Annotated in this window: 20 protein-coding genes, 2 tRNA genes and 3 rRNA genes; 2 read left to right on the top strand and 23 right to left on the bottom strand. The window is 47.9% G+C overall.

Going from position 1 to position 19,004, the window contains the following annotated elements:
• Nucleotides 1–7: 7 nt before the first annotated feature.
• The 6 genes from AC4E8B_RS00955 to AC4E8B_RS00930 all read right to left on the bottom strand — a co-directional run bounded on the left by AC4E8B_RS00955 (nt 8) and on the right by AC4E8B_RS00930 (nt 5,668).
• Nucleotides 8–80 (bottom strand) — tRNA-Thr (locus AC4E8B_RS00955).
• A gap of 36 nt (nt 81–116) precedes the next feature.
• Nucleotides 117–191: transfer RNA gene (locus AC4E8B_RS00950), tRNA-Asn, on the bottom strand.
• A gap of 11 nt (nt 192–202) precedes the next feature.
• A 5S ribosomal RNA gene (rrf, locus tag AC4E8B_RS00945) occupies nt 203–319 on the bottom strand.
• Between the two features lie 119 nt (nt 320–438).
• Nucleotides 439–3,383 (bottom strand): 23S ribosomal RNA (locus tag AC4E8B_RS00940).
• 290 nt (nt 3,384–3,673) lie between these two features.
• A 16S ribosomal RNA gene (locus tag AC4E8B_RS00935) occupies nt 3,674–5,223 on the bottom strand.
• Together the 16S, 23S and 5S rRNA genes with 2 tRNA genes alongside form the textbook arrangement of a ribosomal RNA operon.
• 220 nt (nt 5,224–5,443) lie before the next feature.
• On the bottom strand, nt 5,444–5,668 hold the full coding sequence (locus AC4E8B_RS00930) for a hypothetical protein (RefSeq protein ID WP_490216456.1): 225 nt from the start codon (nt 5,666–5,668) through the stop codon (nt 5,444–5,446).
• A gap of 158 nt (nt 5,669–5,826) precedes the next feature.
• Here AC4E8B_RS00930 and pdaB point away from each other — a divergent pair, with 158 nt between their 5' ends.
• Nucleotides 5,827–6,579 (top strand): polysaccharide deacetylase family sporulation protein PdaB, encoded by a 753-nt coding sequence (gene pdaB, locus AC4E8B_RS00925; protein ID WP_490216455.1) that lies wholly within the window; start codon nt 5,827–5,829, stop codon nt 6,577–6,579.
• 51 nt (nt 6,580–6,630) lie between these two features.
• On the opposite strand, the gene AC4E8B_RS00920 is transcribed toward pdaB, so the two are convergent.
• The gene (locus tag AC4E8B_RS00920) at nt 6,631–7,257 is read right to left on the bottom strand and encodes a KinB-signaling pathway activation protein (protein WP_490216453.1); all 627 of its coding nucleotides are present in this window, start codon (nt 7,255–7,257) and stop codon (nt 6,631–6,633) included.
• Between the two features lie 151 nt (nt 7,258–7,408).
• Here AC4E8B_RS00920 and gerD point away from each other — a divergent pair, with 151 nt between their 5' ends.
• A complete protein-coding gene (gerD, locus tag AC4E8B_RS00915) occupies nt 7,409–8,041 on the top strand; it encodes a spore germination lipoprotein GerD (RefSeq protein WP_490216452.1) in 633 nt (210 codons plus the stop codon).
• A gap of 54 nt (nt 8,042–8,095) precedes the next feature.
• Here the strand turns inward: gerD and AC4E8B_RS00910 are convergent, their stop codons facing one another.
• The 16 genes from AC4E8B_RS00910 to AC4E8B_RS00835 all read right to left on the bottom strand — a co-directional run bounded on the left by AC4E8B_RS00910 (nt 8,096) and on the right by AC4E8B_RS00835 (nt 18,972).
• Nucleotides 8,096–9,142 carry an Mrp/NBP35 family ATP-binding protein gene (locus tag AC4E8B_RS00910; RefSeq protein WP_490216450.1) on the bottom strand — a complete coding sequence of 349 codons (1,047 nt, stop codon included), beginning with the start codon at nt 9,140–9,142 and terminating at the stop codon, nt 8,096–8,098.
• A 439-nt stretch (nt 9,143–9,581) separates the two neighbouring features.
• Nucleotides 9,582–10,301, bottom strand: coding sequence for an N-acetylmuramoyl-L-alanine amidase CwlD (cwlD, locus tag AC4E8B_RS00905; protein WP_490216449.1), 720 nt, complete (start codon nt 10,299–10,301; stop codon nt 9,582–9,584).
• A 77-nt stretch (nt 10,302–10,378) separates the two neighbouring features.
• Nucleotides 10,379–10,822 carry a YbaK family protein gene (locus AC4E8B_RS00900; protein ID WP_490219433.1) on the bottom strand — a complete coding sequence of 148 codons (444 nt, stop codon included), beginning with the start codon at nt 10,820–10,822 and terminating at the stop codon, nt 10,379–10,381.
• A gap of 249 nt (nt 10,823–11,071) precedes the next feature.
• On the bottom strand, nt 11,072–11,464 hold the full coding sequence (gene rpsI / locus AC4E8B_RS00895; protein WP_009791292.1) for a 30S ribosomal protein S9: 393 nt from the start codon (nt 11,462–11,464) through the stop codon (nt 11,072–11,074).
• 22 nt (nt 11,465–11,486) lie between these two features.
• Complete coding sequence (gene rplM, locus AC4E8B_RS00890; protein ID WP_490216448.1) at nt 11,487–11,921, bottom strand: 50S ribosomal protein L13; 435 nt, start codon at nt 11,919–11,921, stop codon at nt 11,487–11,489.
• A gap of 193 nt (nt 11,922–12,114) precedes the next feature.
• Nucleotides 12,115–12,852, bottom strand: a complete 738-nt coding sequence (truA, locus tag AC4E8B_RS00885) for a tRNA pseudouridine(38-40) synthase TruA (protein ID WP_490216446.1) — start codon at nt 12,850–12,852, stop codon at nt 12,115–12,117.
• A gap of 13 nt (nt 12,853–12,865) precedes the next feature.
• The gene (locus tag AC4E8B_RS00880) at nt 12,866–13,663 is read right to left on the bottom strand and encodes an energy-coupling factor transporter transmembrane component T family protein (RefSeq protein WP_490216445.1); all 798 of its coding nucleotides are present in this window, start codon (nt 13,661–13,663) and stop codon (nt 12,866–12,868) included.
• Nucleotides 13,660–14,529 (bottom strand): energy-coupling factor ABC transporter ATP-binding protein, encoded by an 870-nt coding sequence (locus tag AC4E8B_RS00875; protein WP_490216444.1) that lies wholly within the window; start codon nt 14,527–14,529, stop codon nt 13,660–13,662. Before AC4E8B_RS00875 ends, AC4E8B_RS00880 begins: the two co-directional genes overlap by 4 nt.
• The gene (locus AC4E8B_RS00870) at nt 14,505–15,344 is read right to left on the bottom strand and encodes an energy-coupling factor ABC transporter ATP-binding protein (protein ID WP_490216442.1); all 840 of its coding nucleotides are present in this window, start codon (nt 15,342–15,344) and stop codon (nt 14,505–14,507) included. Before AC4E8B_RS00870 ends, AC4E8B_RS00875 begins: the two co-directional genes overlap by 25 nt.
• A 623-nt stretch (nt 15,345–15,967) precedes the next feature.
• A complete protein-coding gene (rplQ, locus tag AC4E8B_RS00865; RefSeq protein WP_009791300.1) occupies nt 15,968–16,330 on the bottom strand; it encodes a 50S ribosomal protein L17 in 363 nt (120 codons plus the stop codon).
• A 65-nt stretch (nt 16,331–16,395) separates the two neighbouring features.
• Entirely contained in the window at nt 16,396–17,340 is a 945-nt protein-coding gene (locus tag AC4E8B_RS00860) for a DNA-directed RNA polymerase subunit alpha (RefSeq protein ID WP_009791301.1), read from the bottom strand.
• 171 nt (nt 17,341–17,511) lie between these two features.
• Nucleotides 17,512–17,901 (bottom strand): 30S ribosomal protein S11, encoded by a 390-nt coding sequence (gene rpsK / locus AC4E8B_RS00855; protein WP_009791303.1) that lies wholly within the window; start codon nt 17,899–17,901, stop codon nt 17,512–17,514.
• Nucleotides 17,902–17,923: 22 nt separating this feature from the next.
• A complete protein-coding gene (rpsM, locus tag AC4E8B_RS00850; RefSeq protein WP_009791304.1) occupies nt 17,924–18,289 on the bottom strand; it encodes a 30S ribosomal protein S13 in 366 nt (121 codons plus the stop codon).
• A gap of 21 nt (nt 18,290–18,310) precedes the next feature.
• Nucleotides 18,311–18,424: a 50S ribosomal protein L36 gene (rpmJ, locus tag AC4E8B_RS00845; RefSeq protein WP_000868344.1), complete on the bottom strand. Its 114-nt coding sequence runs from the start codon at nt 18,422–18,424 to the stop codon at nt 18,311–18,313.
• Between the two features lie 37 nt (nt 18,425–18,461).
• Nucleotides 18,462–18,680 carry a translation initiation factor IF-1 gene (gene infA, locus AC4E8B_RS00840; RefSeq protein ID WP_009791305.1) on the bottom strand — a complete coding sequence of 73 codons (219 nt, stop codon included), beginning with the start codon at nt 18,678–18,680 and terminating at the stop codon, nt 18,462–18,464.
• Between the two features lie 31 nt (nt 18,681–18,711).
• The gene (locus AC4E8B_RS00835) at nt 18,712–18,972 is read right to left on the bottom strand and encodes a KOW motif-containing protein (RefSeq protein WP_490216440.1); all 261 of its coding nucleotides are present in this window, start codon (nt 18,970–18,972) and stop codon (nt 18,712–18,714) included.
• Nucleotides 18,973–19,004: the final 32 nt, after the last annotated feature.

Here is a 19,004-nt window from a genome sequence, read left to right as displayed (position 1 = left end):
TTCTTTAAGCTTCCAACCGGGCTCGAACCGGTGACCTCTTCCTTACCATGGAAGCACTCTACCTACTGAGCTATGGAAGCATTAGCCCAATACCTTAATGGTATTAAGGATAAGAATGGCTCCGCAGGCAGGACTCGAACCTGCGACCGTTCGGTTAACAGCCGAATGCTCTACCACTGAGCTACTGCGGAATAATTGTTTCGCCCGGCAGCGTCCTACTCTCACAGGAGGAGAACCTCCAACTACCATCGGCGCTGAGAAGCTTAACTTCCGTGTTCGGTATGGGAACGGGTGTGACCTTCTCGCTATCGCCACCAGACTATTTTTTCAAGACAAGTATTATTATACCATCTTGTATTCAGTTTGCAAGAGAATTTTTGAAAATTTTATTCTCTCAAAACTAGATAATGCAGAAGAAGAATGACAGAGTAATCAATTGTGGTTAAGTCCTCGATCTATTAGTATCTGTCAGCTCCACGTGTCACCACGCTTCCACCTCAGACCTATCAACCTGATCATCTTTCAGGGATCTTACTAGCTTGACGCTATGGGAAATCTCATCTCGAGGGGGGCTTCATGCTTAGATGCTTTCAGCACTTATCCCTTCCGCACATAGCTACCCAGCGATGCCTTTGGCAAGACAACTGGTACACCAGCGGTGCGTCCATCCCGGTCCTCTCGTACTAAGGACAGCTCCTCTCAAATTTCCTGCGCCCACGACGGATAGGGACCGAACTGTCTCACGACGTTCTGAACCCAGCTCGCGTACCGCTTTAATGGGCGAACAGCCCAACCCTTGGGACCGACTACAGCCCCAGGATGCGATGAGCCGACATCGAGGTGCCAAACCTCCCCGTCGATGTGGACTCTTGGGGGAGATAAGCCTGTTATCCCCGGGGTAGCTTTTATCCGTTGAGCGATGGCCCTTCCATGCGGAACCACCGGATCACTAAGCCCGACTTTCGTCCCTGCTCGACTTGTAGGTCTCGCAGTCAAGCTCCCTTGTGCCTTTACACTCTGCGAATGATTTCCAACCATTCTGAGGGAACCTTTGGGCGCCTCCGTTACTTTTTAGGAGGCGACCGCCCCAGTCAAACTGCCCGCCTGACACTGTCTCCCGCCCCGATCAGGGGCGCGGGTTAGAATTTCAATACAGCCAGGGTAGTATCCCACCAATGCCTCCACCGAAGCTGGCGCTCCGGCTTCAAAGGCTCCTACCTATCCTGTACAAGCTGTACCAAAATTCAATATCAGGCTGCAGTAAAGCTCCACGGGGTCTTTCCGTCCTGTCGCGGGTAACCTGCATCTTCACAGGTACTATAATTTCACCGAGTCTCTCGTTGAGACAGTGCCCAGATCGTTACGCCTTTCGTGCGGGTCGGAACTTACCCGACAAGGAATTTCGCTACCTTAGGACCGTTATAGTTACGGCCGCCGTTTACTGGGGCTTCGATTCAGAGCTTCGCTTGCGCTAACCCCTCCTCTTAACCTTCCAGCACCGGGCAGGCGTCAGCCCCTATACTTCGCCTTGCGGCTTCGCAGAGACCTGTGTTTTTGCTAAACAGTCGCCTGGGCCTATTCACTGCGGCTTTTCCGGGCTATTCACCCTAAAAAGCACCCCTTCTCCCGAAGTTACGGGGTCATTTTGCCGAGTTCCTTAACGAGAGTTCTCTCGCTCACCTTAGGATTCTCTCCTCGCCTACCTGTGTCGGTTTGCGGTACGGGCACCTTTTCCCTCGCTAGAGGCTTTTCTTGGCAGTGTGGAATCAGGAACTTCGGTACTAAATTTCCCTCGCCATCACAGCTCAGCCTTATGCAAACGGGATTTGCCTCGTTTGCAGCCTAACTGCTTGGACGCGCATATCCAACAGCGCGCTTGCCCTATCCTCCTGCGTCCCCCCATTGCTCAAACGGTAAAGAGGTGGTACAGGAATATCAACCTGTTGTCCATCGCCTACGCCTTTCGGCCTCGGCTTAGGTCCCGACTAACCCTGAGCGGACGAGCCTTCCTCAGGAAACCTTAGGCATTCGGTGGATGGGATTCTCACCCATCTTTCGCTACTCATACCGGCATTCTCACTTCTAAGCGCTCCACCAGTCCTTGCGGTCTGACTTCGATGCACTTAGAACGCTCTCCTACCGCGGACACCAGATGGTGTCCACCCACAGCTTCGGTGATACGTTTAGCCCCGGTACATTTTCGGCGCGGAGTCACTCGACCAGTGAGCTATTACGCACTCTTTAAATGGTGGCTGCTTCTAAGCCAACATCCTGGTTGTCTAAGCAACTCCACATCCTTTTCCACTTAACGTATACTTTGGGACCTTAGCTGGTGGTCTGGGCTGTTTCCCTTTTGACTACGGATCTTATCACTCGCAGTCTGACTCCCATGGATAAGTCTTTGGCATTCGGAGTTTGTCTGAATTCGGTAACCCGATGGGGGCCCCTAGTCCAAACAGTGCTCTACCTCCAAGACTCTTACAACATGAGGCTAGCCCTAAAGCTATTTCGGAGAGAACCAGCTATCTCCAGGTTCGATTGGAATTTCTCCGCTACCCACACCTCATCCCCGCACTTTTCAACGTGCGTGGGTTCGGGCCTCCATCCAGTGTTACCTGGACTTCACCCTGGACATGGGTAGATCACCTGGTTTCGGGTCTACGACCACATACTCATTCGCCCTATTCAGACTCGCTTTCGCTGCGGCTCCGTCTGTTCAACTTAACCTCGCATGTAATCGTAACTCGCCGGTTCATTCTACAAAAGGCACGCCATTACCCTGACCCGAAGGTCATAGGGCTTTGACTACTTGTAGGCACACGGTTTCAGGATCTGTTTCACTCCCCTTCCGGGGTGCTTTTCACCTTTCCCTCACGGTACTGGTTCACTATCGGTCACTAGGGAGTATTTAGCCTTGGGAGATGGTCCTCCCTGCTTCCGACGGGATTTCTCGTGTCCCGCCGTACTCAGGATCCACTCTGGAGGGAACGAAGTTTCAACTACGGGGCTGTTACCCTCTATGGCCGGCCTTTCCATGCCTGTTCATTTACTCCGTTCCTTTGTAACTCCGTGTAGAGTGTCCTACAACCCCAGGAGGCAAGCCTCCTGGTTTGGGCTAATCCCGTTTCGCTCGCCGCTACTCAGGGAATCGCGTTTGCTTTCTCTTCCTCCGGGTACTTAGATGTTTCAGTTCCCCGGGTCTGCCTCCAATGCCCTATGTATTCAGGCAAGGGTTCCATCCCATTACGGATAGAGGGTTTCCCCATTCGGAAATCTCCGGATCAAAGCTTACTTACAGCTCCCCGAAGCATATCGGTGTTAGTACCGTCCTTCATCGGCTCCTAGTGCCAAGGCATCCACCGTGCGCCCTTTCTAACTTAACCTGTTCGGCTGCTGATAAGCTTCACATCTCTTCGTCATCTCAATCGTCAGCATCCTCACGTATACAAAACATACGCTCCGGTGCTTCCTCAATCGATTCCTCGACCTGTTCGCTTCTCATCACCCTCACGGTTTTTAAACTCTTATTTGATATAAGAGAGAAAACCTAAAATGGCGATTACTCGGTAATGTCTTCTTCATTACATTATCTAGTTTTCAAAGAACAAAATGAGAGATCATACTCTCAAAACTGAACGAACAAAGACCGTCACGTCTTGTATATATTCCTTAGAAAGGAGGTGATCCAGCCGCACCTTCCGATACGGCTACCTTGTTACGACTTCACCCCAATCATCTGTCCCACCTTAGGCGGCTGGCTCCAAAAGGTTACCCCACCGACTTCGGGTGTTACAAACTCTCGTGGTGTGACGGGCGGTGTGTACAAGGCCCGGGAACGTATTCACCGCGGCATGCTGATCCGCGATTACTAGCGATTCCAGCTTCATGCAGGCGAGTTGCAGCCTGCAATCCGAACTGAGAATGGTTTTATGGGATTCGCTTAACCTCGCGGTCTCGCAGCCCTTTGTACCATCCATTGTAGCACGTGTGTAGCCCAGGTCATAAGGGGCATGATGATTTGACGTCATCCCCACCTTCCTCCGGTTTGTCACCGGCAGTCACCTTAGAGTGCCCAACTGAATGCTGGCAACTAAGATCAAGGGTTGCGCTCGTTGCGGGACTTAACCCAACATCTCACGACACGAGCTGACGACAACCATGCACCACCTGTCATCCTGTCCCCCGAAGGGGAACGCCCTATCTCTAGGGTTGTCAGGAGATGTCAAGACCTGGTAAGGTTCTTCGCGTTGCTTCGAATTAAACCACATGCTCCACCGCTTGTGCGGGCCCCCGTCAATTCCTTTGAGTTTCAGCCTTGCGGCCGTACTCCCCAGGCGGAGTGCTTAATGCGTTAGCTGCAGCACTAAAGGGCGGAAACCCTCTAACACTTAGCACTCATCGTTTACGGCGTGGACTACCAGGGTATCTAATCCTGTTTGCTCCCCACGCTTTCGCGCCTCAGCGTCAGTTACAGACCAGAAAGTCGCCTTCGCCACTGGTGTTCCTCCACATCTCTACGCATTTCACCGCTACACGTGGAATTCCACTTTCCTCTTCTGCACTCAAGTCCCCCAGTTTCCAATGACCCTCCACGGTTGAGCCGTGGGCTTTCACATCAGACTTAAGAGACCGCCTGCGCGCGCTTTACGCCCAATAATTCCGGACAACGCTTGCCACCTACGTATTACCGCGGCTGCTGGCACGTAGTTAGCCGTGGCTTTCTGGTCAGGTACCGTCAAGGTGCCGGCAGTTACTCCGGCACTTGTTCTTCCCTGACAACAGAGTTTTACGATCCGAAAACCTTCATCACTCACGCGGCGTTGCTCCGTCAGACTTTCGTCCATTGCGGAAGATTCCCTACTGCTGCCTCCCGTAGGAGTCTGGGCCGTGTCTCAGTCCCAGTGTGGCCGATCACCCTCTCAGGTCGGCTACGCATCGTTGCCTTGGTGAGCCGTTACCTCACCAACTAGCTAATGCGCCGCGGGCCCATCTGTAAGTGATAGCCGAAACCATCTTTCAGCATATCCCCATGAGGGGAAATGCATTATCCGGTATTAGCTCCGGTTTCCCGAAGTTATCCCAGTCTTACAGGCAGGTTGCCCACGTGTTACTCACCCGTCCGCCGCTGACTTCAGGGAGCAAGCTCCCATCCGTCCGCTCGACTTGCATGTATTAGGCACGCCGCCAGCGTTCGTCCTGAGCCAGGATCAAACTCTCCATATAAGAGTAGATTTAGCTCTGATAAAAATTTAGATTAACGTTGACGTTTTTGTTCGTTCAGTTTTCAAAGGACGATCTCAGTCACTCTCTTGGAGCGACTTAGTTAATTTAACACACAGCAGATAACTTGTCAACAACTTTTTCGAGTTTGTTTTACGTCATCAGCGACGTTTATTAATATACCAAGATAACAATACAAAGTCAACAATATATCCGAAAAAAATTAAAGTTCCTTCAGCTGCGGCGCAGGCATATACTTTATGCACTCATTTTCCGAGGCGATCCGCTTAAACAGGGCGAATAATATTTTATACCTTTCCCCCATTGCTCTTTTTACAATATGGTCAATCCGTTCATCTTTCAGATCAAAGAGTATTTCGTCCATCTCTCTTTTAATCAAGTATTCCATCTCTTTTAATTCCCTTTCATTGATCAGCATCCCAAGCATTATATCGCTCCTTGTCTTTTAAGGTTCTTGTAGTATTTTCCATTACCCTGTTTTTTATGAAAAGAACAGAAAATAAATCAAAAGCTGGAGGTTGAGTCATATTTGCTTTTTGCACTCATAAAAATAAGACAAGGATTCTTTGTGGACGAGGTGATTGGATGAATTTTTTTTATGTAGTAAATGGAAAGGCCATTAAACAGGGGCTTCTTATTATCATTGCCTCTTTCTTTACTGCCTGGTTTTTGTATATGGAGAATATTATTCACGTTCCTGTTTTTTCAGCAAATGATGTCCCAAAGGCAATTTATAAAGGAGAAAAAGATGCCGCTCTGACATTCAATATAGGCTGGGGGGATGAAAAAGCAGAACCCATCCTCGACGTTCTGAAGAGCCAGAATGTGAAAGCGGCAACGTTCTTCTTATCCGGTTCATGGGCGGAGAGGCATCCGGAGCTCGTTTCCCGCATTGTTAAAGAGGGCTTTGAAATAGGGATGCTTGGCTATGATTATAAAGATTATACAGATCTGGAAGAAAGCAAAATCCGCCAGGACCTTGCCAAGGGACAGGAAGCATTCAAGAAGCTCAATGTAAAGGATATTAAGCTGGTAAGAGCACCAACAGGCCATTTTGATCAAAAGACATTGGATGTAGCAGAAAAAATGGGATATACGGTTGTACACTGGAGCATTGACTCAAAAGACTGGACCAATCCGGGCGTTGAGAGAATTGCGGAAAATGCAGCCAAGGCCGGCAAAGGAGATATTATACTCCTGCATGCCTCCGATTCGGCAAAACAAACAGCCAAAGCCCTTCCCGCCATTATAGGCAATTATAAAGACAGAGGCCTTAAGCTGGTTTCGGTATCGGAAATGATGGCAAACGCAAGCACAAAATCAAATGAAATAAAGTAACATAAAAAAGGTGAGCCGCTGAAATCAGCGCTCACCTTTTTTATGTCCCGATTACTTCGCAGCCTTGATGGCTTCCCTCTTTTTCATGGAGCTCTCATTCAGCTTATGCAAGATCAGCAGCTGATAGGCGTTACAGATAAGGAGGGGGAAAAGCATGAGATATACCCAGCTTTCTTCATTCACCCGCAGGGCAGGAGTCCACTCCACACTGGTTACCACCACCATGAAGAACAGAGCAGGAATAAATGCTCCTTTGTTGGTCTGCCTCGCCTTAAGGAATGCCGCTGCCAGCCCCGCTGCGAATAGGATGAGCGCCAAGGAAATATAAGGGCCATAGCTGTCCCCATCTTCAGCAAAATTGCTGTATCTTAGGTATACCAGGTCAAACAAGGCAAATAATATAAGAACAACCTGTACACCATTCCATAAAGACCTGAAAATTCCTAATCCAAACCGGTGGACGGTTAAGTACGCAAAAAAGCCCATTTGGCTCAAAATGCTGAAAATTAGACCCACTCCAGCCAGCCAAAATAATACCGAGATGATTTCCAGTACTTCAAAATCAGCAAACAGCGGCTGATACTCTCCCCACCTGACAATAAATCCTGTGATACCGGTTGCAATTGCACCCAGAAGCAGAGTGGACAAAAACAACCTTACCCAATTACGGCTGGTCATTATATATTAAGCCTCCATAGCGATAGTCATACACCTATATGATTGTACCAACCAAAGTATGAAAAATCTAGGCATTACTCGCCAAACGAATAATATTTGCCCCTTTTCACCATTCTAAGGTTAGGGACAATCCTGAAAGGAGCTTTCAATCATGTACAAAATAATCCGGCTCCTCCCACTCATTCTCATCCTTGCCGTTTCGGGCTGCGGTCAGGCTGCCGAATCAGGCAGCGGCCAAATGGACTATGATCAGACAAAGAAAATGATTGTCGATATATTGAAGACCGACGATGGCAAAAAGGCGATTCAGGAATTGATGGGAGACGAAAAGCTAAAACAGCAGCTTGTAATGGACCAGGCAGTGGTTTCCGATACAATTGAAAAGACCCTGACATCTGATAAAGGTACTGAATTCTGGAAAAAATCTTTTGAGGATCCCAAATTTGCCGAGAGCATGGCTAAAAGTATGGAAAAAGAAAATGAAAAGCTTTTAAAAGATTTGATGAAAGATCCCGAATATCGAAAAATGATGGTGGAAGTCCTGAAAGATCCAGAATTGGAGAAAGAAGTCACAACCATTTTAAAAAGCACCGAATACAGGGAACATCTTCAAAAAGTCATGACCGAAACTTTTGAGAGCCCTATATACAAAGCCAAGATACAGGATATGATCATCAAGGCCGCTGGTGAGGTCAAGAGCGGCAGTAAAGAAAGTGAAGGCGGCGGCTCCGGTGAAAGCGGCGGTGGCGGCGGAGAAGGCGGGGACAGCGGCGGCGGATCCTGATCCTTCCCTTATGCACTAAAATGCCTCAGGCGATTAATCGCCTGAGGCATTTTTTTATACGGATTGAATGACCTTTTCCGCAATGTCTGTATAAATTTCCCCAAGCCTATGATCCTTATCATAGATGGAAGGTGCAAAATCCGCATCATTCCAGTCAGGCTGTGATAAAGGCAGCTGGCCCAAAACATTTGTTCTCAGCTCATCAGCAAGCTTTTCTCCGCCGCCCCGGCCGAATACGTATTCTTTTTCTCCTGTCAGCTTACTTTCGAAGAAGGCCATGTTCTCAATCACGCCAAGTATTTCATGCTCGGTTCTCAGCGCCATCGCACCTGCACGTGCAGCAACAAAAGCAGCTGTCGGATGCGGGGTCGTAACGATGATTTCTTTGCATGAAGGAAGCATCGTATGGACATCCAGCGCCACATCCCCTGTTCCTGGAGGAAGGTCAAGCAGCAGATAATCCAGTTCGCCCCATTCGACTTCATTGAAGAAGCTGTTCAGCATTTTGCCAAGCATTGGGCCCCTCCAGATGATCGGTGCATTATCTTCAACAAAAAAGCCCATGGAAATGACTTTCACTCCAAAGCGCTCTACCGGGATGATCCGCTCTCCCCTGACGACCGGGCGCTTCGTGATGCCCATCATATCAGGAACACTGAACCCATAAATATCAGCATCGACCAGGCCGACCTTTTTGCCTAGACGGGCAAGAGCTACAGCAAGGTTGACTGAAACAGTGGATTTGCCTACGCCGCCTTTACCGCTGGCAATCGCAATAAACTTCGTCTTGCTGTCTTCTGATAAAAGCCCTTTATCCTCTTTTTCCGGAGAACGGTGCTTGGCCAGTTCCTCCGCAGGCAGGTCACTGAAGCGAAGGCCGACAGAGTCTGCGCCATTCTGCTTAAGCAAATCTACAATCTGCGTCTGCAGCTGAAGCTGTTCCGCTGTTCCTGTTTTCGCAACAGCAATCTTTACACTCACATGGTTCTTCTCCGGCTTCACACTAACTTCCTGAATTGCATTAAGCTCACCCAGTGTTTTATGTATAAAAGGTTCCTTCACATCGTTCAAAAGCTCTCTTACTCTTTGCTCTGTCAACATCTATATGCACCTGCCCTTTAAGTCGTTATAACTTAGTATAGTATACCATAGCCCGAAATGCGGAGGCGACTGTTCTGACCCGACAAGCATAAGACAGGAAAGAAACAAAGGCTGCCCTTTGCCTTTGATTCTTTTCTGGCTTATGACTCGAGGGGCAAGGAGCCGCAGCTGGACAAGACGAAATGCGGAGGCGACTGTTCTGACCCGACAAGCATAAGATGGCCAAGAATTGAAGGCGTTCTTTGCCTTCGGTTCTTGGCCGGCTTATGACTCGAGGGGCAAGGAGCCGCAGCTGGACAAGACGAATTGCGGAGGCGACTGTTCTGGCCCGACAAGCATACTCCCCTTATACGAGCCAATGCTCATCTCACTTTCCATATGCCCCGCCGGCGGACTTTTCTTCCTTGGCATAAAAAAAAGCACCCCGCAGGATGCCCCTTTATTCTGTCTCCACCAGCTCTTCTTCATCCGTAAAGTAGCGCAATACCCCATTATAGATGGAGGCTGCCACTTTTTCCTGATATTCTTCTGTTTTCAGCCTGGCTTTTTCCCCCGGATTGGAGAGGAAGCCGATTTCGACCAGTGCGCCTGGCTTTTTGGCATATTTCAGGATATACACATTGCTGATCGGCTTAGCTTTTCTTTCTGTATTTTCGAGGTTTCTGCGCAGCTCGTCCTGAATGAACTTGGCTGCTGCAGCATTCTCTTTAATCTGCGGAGCATAAAAGGTCTGTGCACCGCTCCAGCGGGCGGAAGGAATAGAGTTCAAGTGAATGCTGAGGAAAAAGTCGGCTTCCGATTCATTGATCATGCTGAGCCGCCGTTTCAGATCTTCCACTTTCCTCCGGCTGTAGCCTTTCGTTCCTTCTGGCGCCAGGTCGCGGTCATCTTCTCTTGTCATGATGACAAGCGCTCCCTGCTCCTGCAGATAGTCCCTGACCTTTAATGAGACATTCAAAGCAATATCCTTTTCCAAAGCATCTGAATCCCCTGCCCCGCCATCCGGCCCGCCATGCCCGGGATCGAGAAGAATGATTTCTCCTGTAAGGGGTAAATTCCATGACTTCCAGGAGTTATTTTCGAGAAAATCGTATCGAAAGATCAAAAATAGGATTATAAGTCCGGCCGCAAAAGCAGCCATCTGCAGTTTTCGCTTCATCGTTCTAACCCATCCCTCCGCTTGTCCTCATTCATATATATGGGACAAGGGAAGGGGTTAGAACTTTTTTACGGGAATCAATGAAGCCTAAGCTTATGGCGCCGCTGGCCCTTTTGAAAGCCTTCCATCCACCAATGACGCACATAATGCTCACAGGTGCCAGCCAGAGACTCATTCGCGGCAGCTTCTTCACCGCTCCCCCAGTAAAGGAGGAAGTTATAGAGCGTATCAATAAAATGCTGTTCCTCGCTCCTGCATCTTTCCAGGACCTTTTCGACGCCTTCTCCATAATAGCCGAACCGGCTGAAATGGGCGCCAAGGAGGTAGGCTTCGATTGCAACATCATAACATGCCTCCTCCACCCCCGAATTAAGCAGGAGCCCTGACGTGAACCTTATGCTTCCAAAATGCTGTTTGACGCTTTCCTTCAGCGTTTTTATTGAAATGTCCTTTAGGACCGTTTTTTCATATTTGATCTGCTTTTCGCGCTGTTTATCTGTAAAAGTTGTAATCACACTCACAGCTTTCTTCACCCCTTGAAGATAGTCTTTAACCGCCCAATGGGTGTCATTCAAGAAAGCACTGGCAATTTTGACAGCGAATAAAGGGGATGAAGGACATTCGTTTTTCAAAAGATATAAGAAATCTCTTTCTGAAAGACTGTTTTCATTCGTTCCAAGAATAAATGCGAAAAGAGCTAACTGAAAAAAGCTTCATAAACACAAAAAAACTCCCGGGCGATAAGCCTGGGAGCTTTGATAGCGTAAAGATTAACGCTTTGAGAACTGAGGAGCACGACGAGCACCTTTAAGACCGTATTTCTTACGCTCTTTCATACGTGCGTCACGAGTCAATAGTCCAGCGCGCTTCAATGTTGGACGGAATTCCGGATCAGCTTGAAGCAATGCACGAGCGATGCCGTGGCGGATTGCGCCAGCTTGGCCAGTGTAACCACCGCCATTAACGTTTACAAGGATATCGTAGCTGTTTAGTGTTTCAGTAGCAACAAGCGGCTGCTTAACTACTTCACGCAAAGCTGCGAATGGGATATAGCTTTCGATCTCACGACCATTGATGATGATTTTGCCATCGCCAGGAACTAAACGAACACGGGCAACGGAGCTTTTACGACGACCAGTACCGATATATTGAACTTGTGCCAAGATAATAACCTCCCTTTAAAAATTATCCACGAAGTTCGTAAACTTCAGGTTGTTGTGCTTGGTGCGGATGTTCGCTGCCAGCATATACGTGTAATTTCTTGAAAATTTGACGGCCAAGTGAATTCTTTGGAAGCATGCCTTTGATAGCAAGCTCAAGCATTTTCACAGGGTAGTTTGTACGCATCTCAAGAGCAGTTCTTGTTCTAAGACCGCCTGGGTGCATAGTGTGACGGTAATAGATCTTATCAGTAAGCTTCTTACCAGTCAGTTCGATTTTCTCAGCGTTGATGATGATCACATTGTCACCAGTGTCAACGTGCGGTGTAAAAGTTGGTTTATTTTTGCCGCGCAGGACTGCTGCTACTTCACTTGCAAGGCGACCTAGAGTCTTGCCTTCAGCGTCAACAACATACCATTTACGCTCGATATTGTTTGCGTTAGCCATAAACGTACGCATGGATTTCCCTCCTAAATAATCAATCATATTCATGTTCTTTGAATTCGTATATTATCACACAGATAAGTTCCGGGGCTTATTTGTGGGGTTAAAATACATACCATATTATGATATATCCTATATAGTACAATGTCAAGGGAATGTTACGCCAGGTTTAGTTGTTTTGGAAAAAATAATTTTTTCCTTTTTCCCTTTAATAGAATACCTCCCACAGATACAAACCCTCTGCAGGTGCTGTCTTGCCTGCCAGGCTCCTGTCCCTGCCGGATATGACTTCCGGGATGCTTCCAGGCTCTCTTGACCCAGCCCCTGCTTCGAGGAGCGTGCCGGTCAGGATGCGGACCATATTATATAAAAACCCGCTGCCCGTGAAATGAAGCTCCAGCATCTCCCCCGATTCCTCGATCCGGACCTTTCTGATTTCCCTCACTTTGTCCTCCACGTCTGTCCTGGAGGCGCAGAAGCTTGAGAAGTCATGGGTGCCGAGGAGATGATCCGCTGCTTCCCTCATCGCTCCGATATCAAGGGAATGATGATAATGATAGGCATAGTGCCGTTCGAACGGGCTCCGTATTTTTCCTCTGTAGACAAAATAGCGGTATTCCTTCCCGCATGCATCAAAGCGCGCGTGAAAACCTTCAGCGGCCTTCTCAGTGCCCAACACAGCTATGTCCTTCGGGAGAAGGGAATTCAGGGCTGCCACCCATCTGTCTTCAGGAATGGCGAGCGGCGAGTCGAAGTGGATGACCTGCCCTCTCGCATGCACTCCTGCGTCTGTCCTGCCAGAGGCAAAGATTTTCACAGGGTTTCCTTTATGGAGTCTGGCCAGTGCCCTTTCCACTTCCAGCTGCACTGTCCGCTTTCCCGGCTGCACCTGATAGCCGGAAAACCGGGAGCCGTCATAGGCAATCTTGCATTTGAATCTTTGCATTTTTTTCACCCCATTATGTGCGGAATACAGCAAGCAGCGCTGCAACGGCCAGGAGCAAGAGCAGCATAAGGGTATCCCGTGTGCTCCAGCTCAGCTGCCGGAACTTTGTTCTGCCTTCCCCTCCGCGGTAGCCTCTTGCCTCCATTGCTGTGGCAAGCTCCTCAGCGCGTTTGAATGAGCTGACGAATAAAGGGATCAGCAGCGGAATGATCGACTTTACACGGTCTTTGATCGGTCCGCCGGAAAAATCGACTCCCCTGGCAGTCTGCGCCTTCATGATCTTGTCTGTTTCCTGCATGAGGGTCGGGATGAAGCGAAGCGAAATAGACATCATCAGAGCCAGCTCATGGACAGGGAACTTCACCTTATTTAATGGCCCCAGCAGGCTTTCCAGCCCGTCTGTAATTTCAATGGGGGTCGTCGTCAAGGTTAGAAGCGATGTCATCATGATCAGCAGGAAAAAGCGCATAGAGATGAACAGACCCTGCTTCAGGCCTTCTTCATATATTTTCAGCCAGCCAAGGTCGAGTATGACATCTCCGCCCTTTGTCATGAATACATGCAGCAGCAGGGTAAAAAGCACAAGCCACAGCACCGGCCGCAGCCCCATATAAATGAACCTTGCAGGCACTTTAGATGAACTGACCATCATCAGCGTGTAGACAGTGAGAATAGCATAAGTCAGAACATTATTGGCTAAAAAGACGACACATACAAATAAAAAGATAATGGCAAGCTTAGCACGGGGATCCATCCGGTGAAGGATGGAATCGGCCGGCACGTATCGGCCAAAAATCATTTTCTCCATCATTCCGCCCCACCCCGCTTTACAGCCTCTGTGATTGCTTCTGTCAGCTGCTCCATCGTCAGGCAGGTCCTTTCGAGCCTTAATCCGAATGCCTTCTCAAACTTATGCTGAAATTTAACAACCTCCGGAACATCAAGGCCGAGCTCAAGCAGTCCTGCCGGATCAGCAAAGATTACTTCCGGAACGCCTTTTCTGAAGACCTCTCCTCTGTGCATGATCACAATCTGGTCGGCGTAGGCAGCAGCGTCTTCCATACTGTGGGTCACCAGGATGGTAGAAAGGCCCCTTTCCTTATGGAGCGCATAGAACATTTCCATGATCTCTTTCCGCCCGCGTGGATCCAGGCCGGCAGTCGGTTCATCCAGAACGATCACGTCCGGATTCATGGCGAGCACACCCGCAATGGCAACTCTCCGCATCTGTCCGCCAGACAGATCAAAAGGAGACTTCTCAAGAATGGACTCGTCAAGACCGACCTGAATGATCGCCTGCCTTGCCCTTTCTTTTGCTTCGGCCTCGCTGACACCGAAGTTCATCGGCCCAAAGCAGATATCCTTTTCGACTGTTTCTTCAAAAAGCTGATGCTCAGGAAATTGAAAGACAATCCCGACCTTTTGGCGCACGGCCTTAAGGTTTTTCTCTTTTTTACCCGCCGTGATCTCCCTGTCCCCTATTTTCACACTGCCTTTTGTCGGCTTTAAAAGGGCATTCAGGTGCTGAAGGACAGTAGATTTGCCGGAACCGGTATGGCCGATCAGGGCAAGATACGTGCCTGTTGGGATATCAATCGATACATCCTGGATGGCCAGGCGCTCAAACGGTGTATTTATCTGATATCTATGCTCTACATTTTGGAGTGAGATGTCCATAGCTCTTCCACCAACTCTTCTTCAGTTAAATAAAATTTCGGGATAGCCAGCCCTTTTTCACGCAGCGCTTTGCTCATCTTGACTGGGAAAGGGATATCAAGGCCGAGCTTAACAAGCTCTTCATCCATCTGGAAGATTTCCTCTGGTGTGCCTTCCCTGTATAGCTGCCCTTTGTTCATCACGATGATCCGGTCTGCCTTGGCCGCCTCTTCAAGATCATGCGTGATCGAGATGACCGTCATCTGATGTTCACCCTTTAACTCTCTTACCGTCTGCAGGACCTCTTCCCTCCCGCGGGGATCCAGCATGCTTGTGGCTTCATCCAGAATGATCAGCGAAGGCCTAAGCGCGATGATCCCTGCAATGGCGACCCTTTGCTTCTGGCCGCCTGAAAGATGGTGCGGCTCTTGATCTAGAAATTGGCCCATATTGACCAGCTCTAATGAGGAACTCACTCTTTCTTTCATCTCTTCCTGCGGGACACCATTGTTTTCTAAACCAAAAGCCACATCATCCTGCACCGTTGTTCCGACAAACTGGTTATCGGGATTCTGGAACACCATACCTACAGCCCTTCTGACGTCCCATACGGTTTCTTCTGTCAGTTCAGTTCCTTTCACAAGGATCCTGCCTTCCTGGGCATACTGCAGCCCATTTAACAGCTTTGCCAATGTAGACTTGCCAGAACCGTTATGGCCGACAATCGCAAGCCATTCCCCTTCATTTATGTCGAAGGAAACGTTTCTTAGGGCATACTGGCTGCCGGCATCATATTGAAAAGAAATGTTTTCTAATTGAACAAGTGGATTTGACAAAAGGATCCTCCTCTCAGCTCTTCTTGCAGCTGCATATACAGCCTTGGACTTAACTGATTCAGCACTTCTTTATTAGAAAGGCTGTGTTAAATTGAGCACTAACAGAGCCTATAAAAAAAGAAATAGCCTCACTGCCATTCAGCTCCCGAAAATAAAAATAACCCGCCTTTTGGCGAGCCTGATTTACAGAAGACATTGAATTATTAGCTGAAGTCAGATGGCTGCCGGCACATATGCGCTTGTGTCGTTAAATGCATCAAAGCTCAATAATCGCTTTAGCTGCCTCTCTAATCTGTGCTCTCTGCCAAAAAACCTGAACTTATAAAAAAGCCTGCACCTCATTCCGGCTGCAGAATCTTCATTCTGTACGCATAAAACAGTTCCGGAAGAGGTGCATGAGCTAGACGAGACAAGTCCGGGATGCGTATGCTGCATCCGTCAGTATAGAGCTGGCACTGAGAGGCCTGTGGATCAGGCACAGCGGCACATTGCTCATCGTAACGCTCGTATTTGGCTTGAATATAAGGCTTATGAAAATAATGGAAGATAAGCCTTTTACAGAAAAAGGGCAAAGAACAAGTTCATGATAAACTGTCCAGCGCCCTTGTTGTCTGCTGCAGCAATTATACTAACTCGATGATAACCATTGGTGCTCCGTCTCCACGACGAGGCCCAAGCTTCATGATTCGAGTGTATCCACCTTGGCGCTCTTCATAACGAGTTGCGATGTCGCTGAATAACTTTTGTACTGCATCTTGGTTTGTCTCAGCATTAGCTACCTCATTGCGAATGAATGCAGCTGCTTGACGGCGAGCATGCAGGTCTCCGCGCTTGCCTAAAGTGATCATTTTCTCAACAACTGAACGCAGCTCTTTCGCACGAGCTTCAGTTGTTTCGATGCGCTCACTGATGATTAAGTCTGTAGCTAAGTCACGTAGCATAGCCTTACGTTGAGCACTAGTGCGTCCTAACTTTCTGTATCCCATGAAAGTTTCCCTCCTTTGTTGAAGTGATCAGTCGGTGATAGACCTAAGAGTGATAGATCCTAAGATCAGTCATCCTTGCGTAAGCCTAATCCCAGCTCTTCTAATTTATGTTTTACCTCTTCAAGAGATTTTCTGCCAAGGTTGCGGACTTTCATCATATCCTCTTCGGTCTTGTTGGCCAATTCCTGAACAGTATTGATGCCTGCGCGCTTTAAGCAGTTATATGAACGGACTGATAGGTCGAGTTCTTCAATGGTCATTTCAAGAACTTTTTCCTTTTGGTCCTCTTCTTTCTCAACCATGATTTCAGCATTTTGCGCTTCGTCAGTAAGGCCGACAAAGATATTTAAATGCTCAGTTAAAATCTTCGCTCCAAGAGCAACCGCATCTTGTGGACCTGTGCTTCCATCAGTCCATACATCGAATGTTAACTTATCATAGTTAGTCATTTGCCCGACGCGTGTATTTTCTACCTGGTAGGAAATACGCGATACTGGAGTGTAGATGGAATCGATAGGAATGACACCGATTGGTTGATCTTCTCGCTTGTTTTGATCAGCTGGTGTATAACCGCGTCCTCTTTTGGCAGTCAAGCGCATGCGCAAGTGCCCATTGGACCCAAGGGTAGCAATATGAAGATCCGGGTTGAGGATCTCTACATCACTGTCATGCGTTACGTCAGCTGCAGTAACCGCACCTTCACCTTGAATATCAATTTCCAGCGTCTTTTCATCATCAGAGTAGATTTTAAGAGCCAGTTTTTTAATATTTAAGATTACAGATGTTACATCTTCTACGACGCCTTCAATTGTTGAGAACTCATGAAGTACCCCATCAATTTGAATAGATGTGACAGCGGCACCAGGGAGTGAGGATAAAAGGATACGACGTAAGGAGTTACCCAAAGTAGTACCATACCCACGCTCAAGCGGCTCTACGACGAACTTTCCATACTTGGCATCATCGCTGATCTCAACCGTTTCGATTTTTGGTTTTTCTATTTCGATCATCAAAATATACCCTCCTTCAAAACGTCGAAACCCCGGCTAGCTTTTGCCTGCCGAAATTCCCCCATGTATACGTTCCCGTTTGTGCACAACAACTGGAATAAAGTTTCTGTATAACGGAATATTGTATCATAACCCATTATAGACAAGGATACAAATTCTATACAGAAAAAATTATACGCGGCGACGTTTTGGCGGGCGGCATCCGTTATGAGGAACCGGAGTAACATCTCTGATAGCCGTTACTTCTAGACCAGCAGCCTGAAGGGCACGAATGGCAGCTTCACGTCCTGCACCAGGTCCTTTAACAGTAACTTCAAGAGTTTTCATACCATGTTCCATAGATGTCTTCGCTGCAGTTTCAGCAGCCATTTGAGCAGCAAATGGAGTAGATTTACGAGAACCTCTGAATCCAAGAGCTCCAGCACTTGACCAAGAAAGAGCGTTACCATGAACGTCTGTGATTGTTACGATAGTGTTATTGAATGTTGAACGGATGTGGGCGATGCCACTTTCAATATTCTTTTTAACACGGCGTTTGCGTGTATTAGTTTTACGAGCCATTGTATATTACCTCCTTTACCGATTATTTCTTCTTGTTAGCTACAGTCTTACGAGGACCTTTACGTGTACGGGCATTGTTCTTAGTGTTCTGTCCGCGTACAGGAAGGCCACGACGGTGACGAAGACCGCGGTAAGAACCGATTTCCATAAGACGCTTGATGTTGAGTGAAACTTCACGGCGAAGGTCACCTTCAACTTTGAGTCTGTCGATTACTTCACGGATTTTGTTAAGCTCATCTTCTGTAAGGTCGCGAACGCGAGTGTCTTCAGAGACACCAGCCTCAGCCAAAACCTTTTGAGCAGTATTTTTACCGATACCATAAATGTAAGTCAATGAGATCACTACACGTTTTTCACGTGGAATATCTACACCAGCAATACGTGCCATTCTATGCGCACCTCCTTGTTATTAGCCTTGTTTTTGTTTATGCTTAGGGTTTTCACAGATAACCATAACTTTACCACGTCTGCGGATAACTTTGCACTTTTCGCAGATCGGCTTAACTGATGGTCTAACTTTCATTATCCTAACCTCCTTGATATTACGGAGTGCAATCAGTCTATTTGAAGCGGTAAGTGATTCTTCCGCGAGTCAAGTCATATGGTGAAAGCTCAACTGTTACTTTATCTCCTGGCAGGATGCGGATGAAGTGCATGCGGATCTTGCCGGAAACATGAGCCAAAACAGTATGACCGTTTTCCAATTCTACCTTAAACATAGCGTTTGGCAAAGTTTCAATAACTGTGCCTTCTATTTCGATTACATCGTCTTTCGCCATCGAACATGTCTCCCTTCTTCTTTTCAGAATCTCACTTATTCAAATACGCTGCTAACGCAAAACGTAATTTTCCGTTCGTTGCACGGCCGGTTTCATTTATGCTGCGCTGAATTTCCGGAGAAACATAATCAGTCAGCTCCAGATGCCGGATGTTCTTCCGCTTCAGACTGTCAAACTTCCGTTTGGCGCCATCGGCTATAGAGACAAACCGTTCATCTATCAACCTTATAATTATACCATATTCGCCGGCGTCCCGCCCATTTTTAATCAAAACAATTTGACCAGCGATCAAAAGGTCTTGTCCGGGCTGCAGAACATTCTCAG

The sequence above is a fragment of the Bacillus sp. SRL543 genome, assembly GCF_984799205.1.
This window is presented reverse-complemented; position numbering and strand designations above follow the sequence as displayed.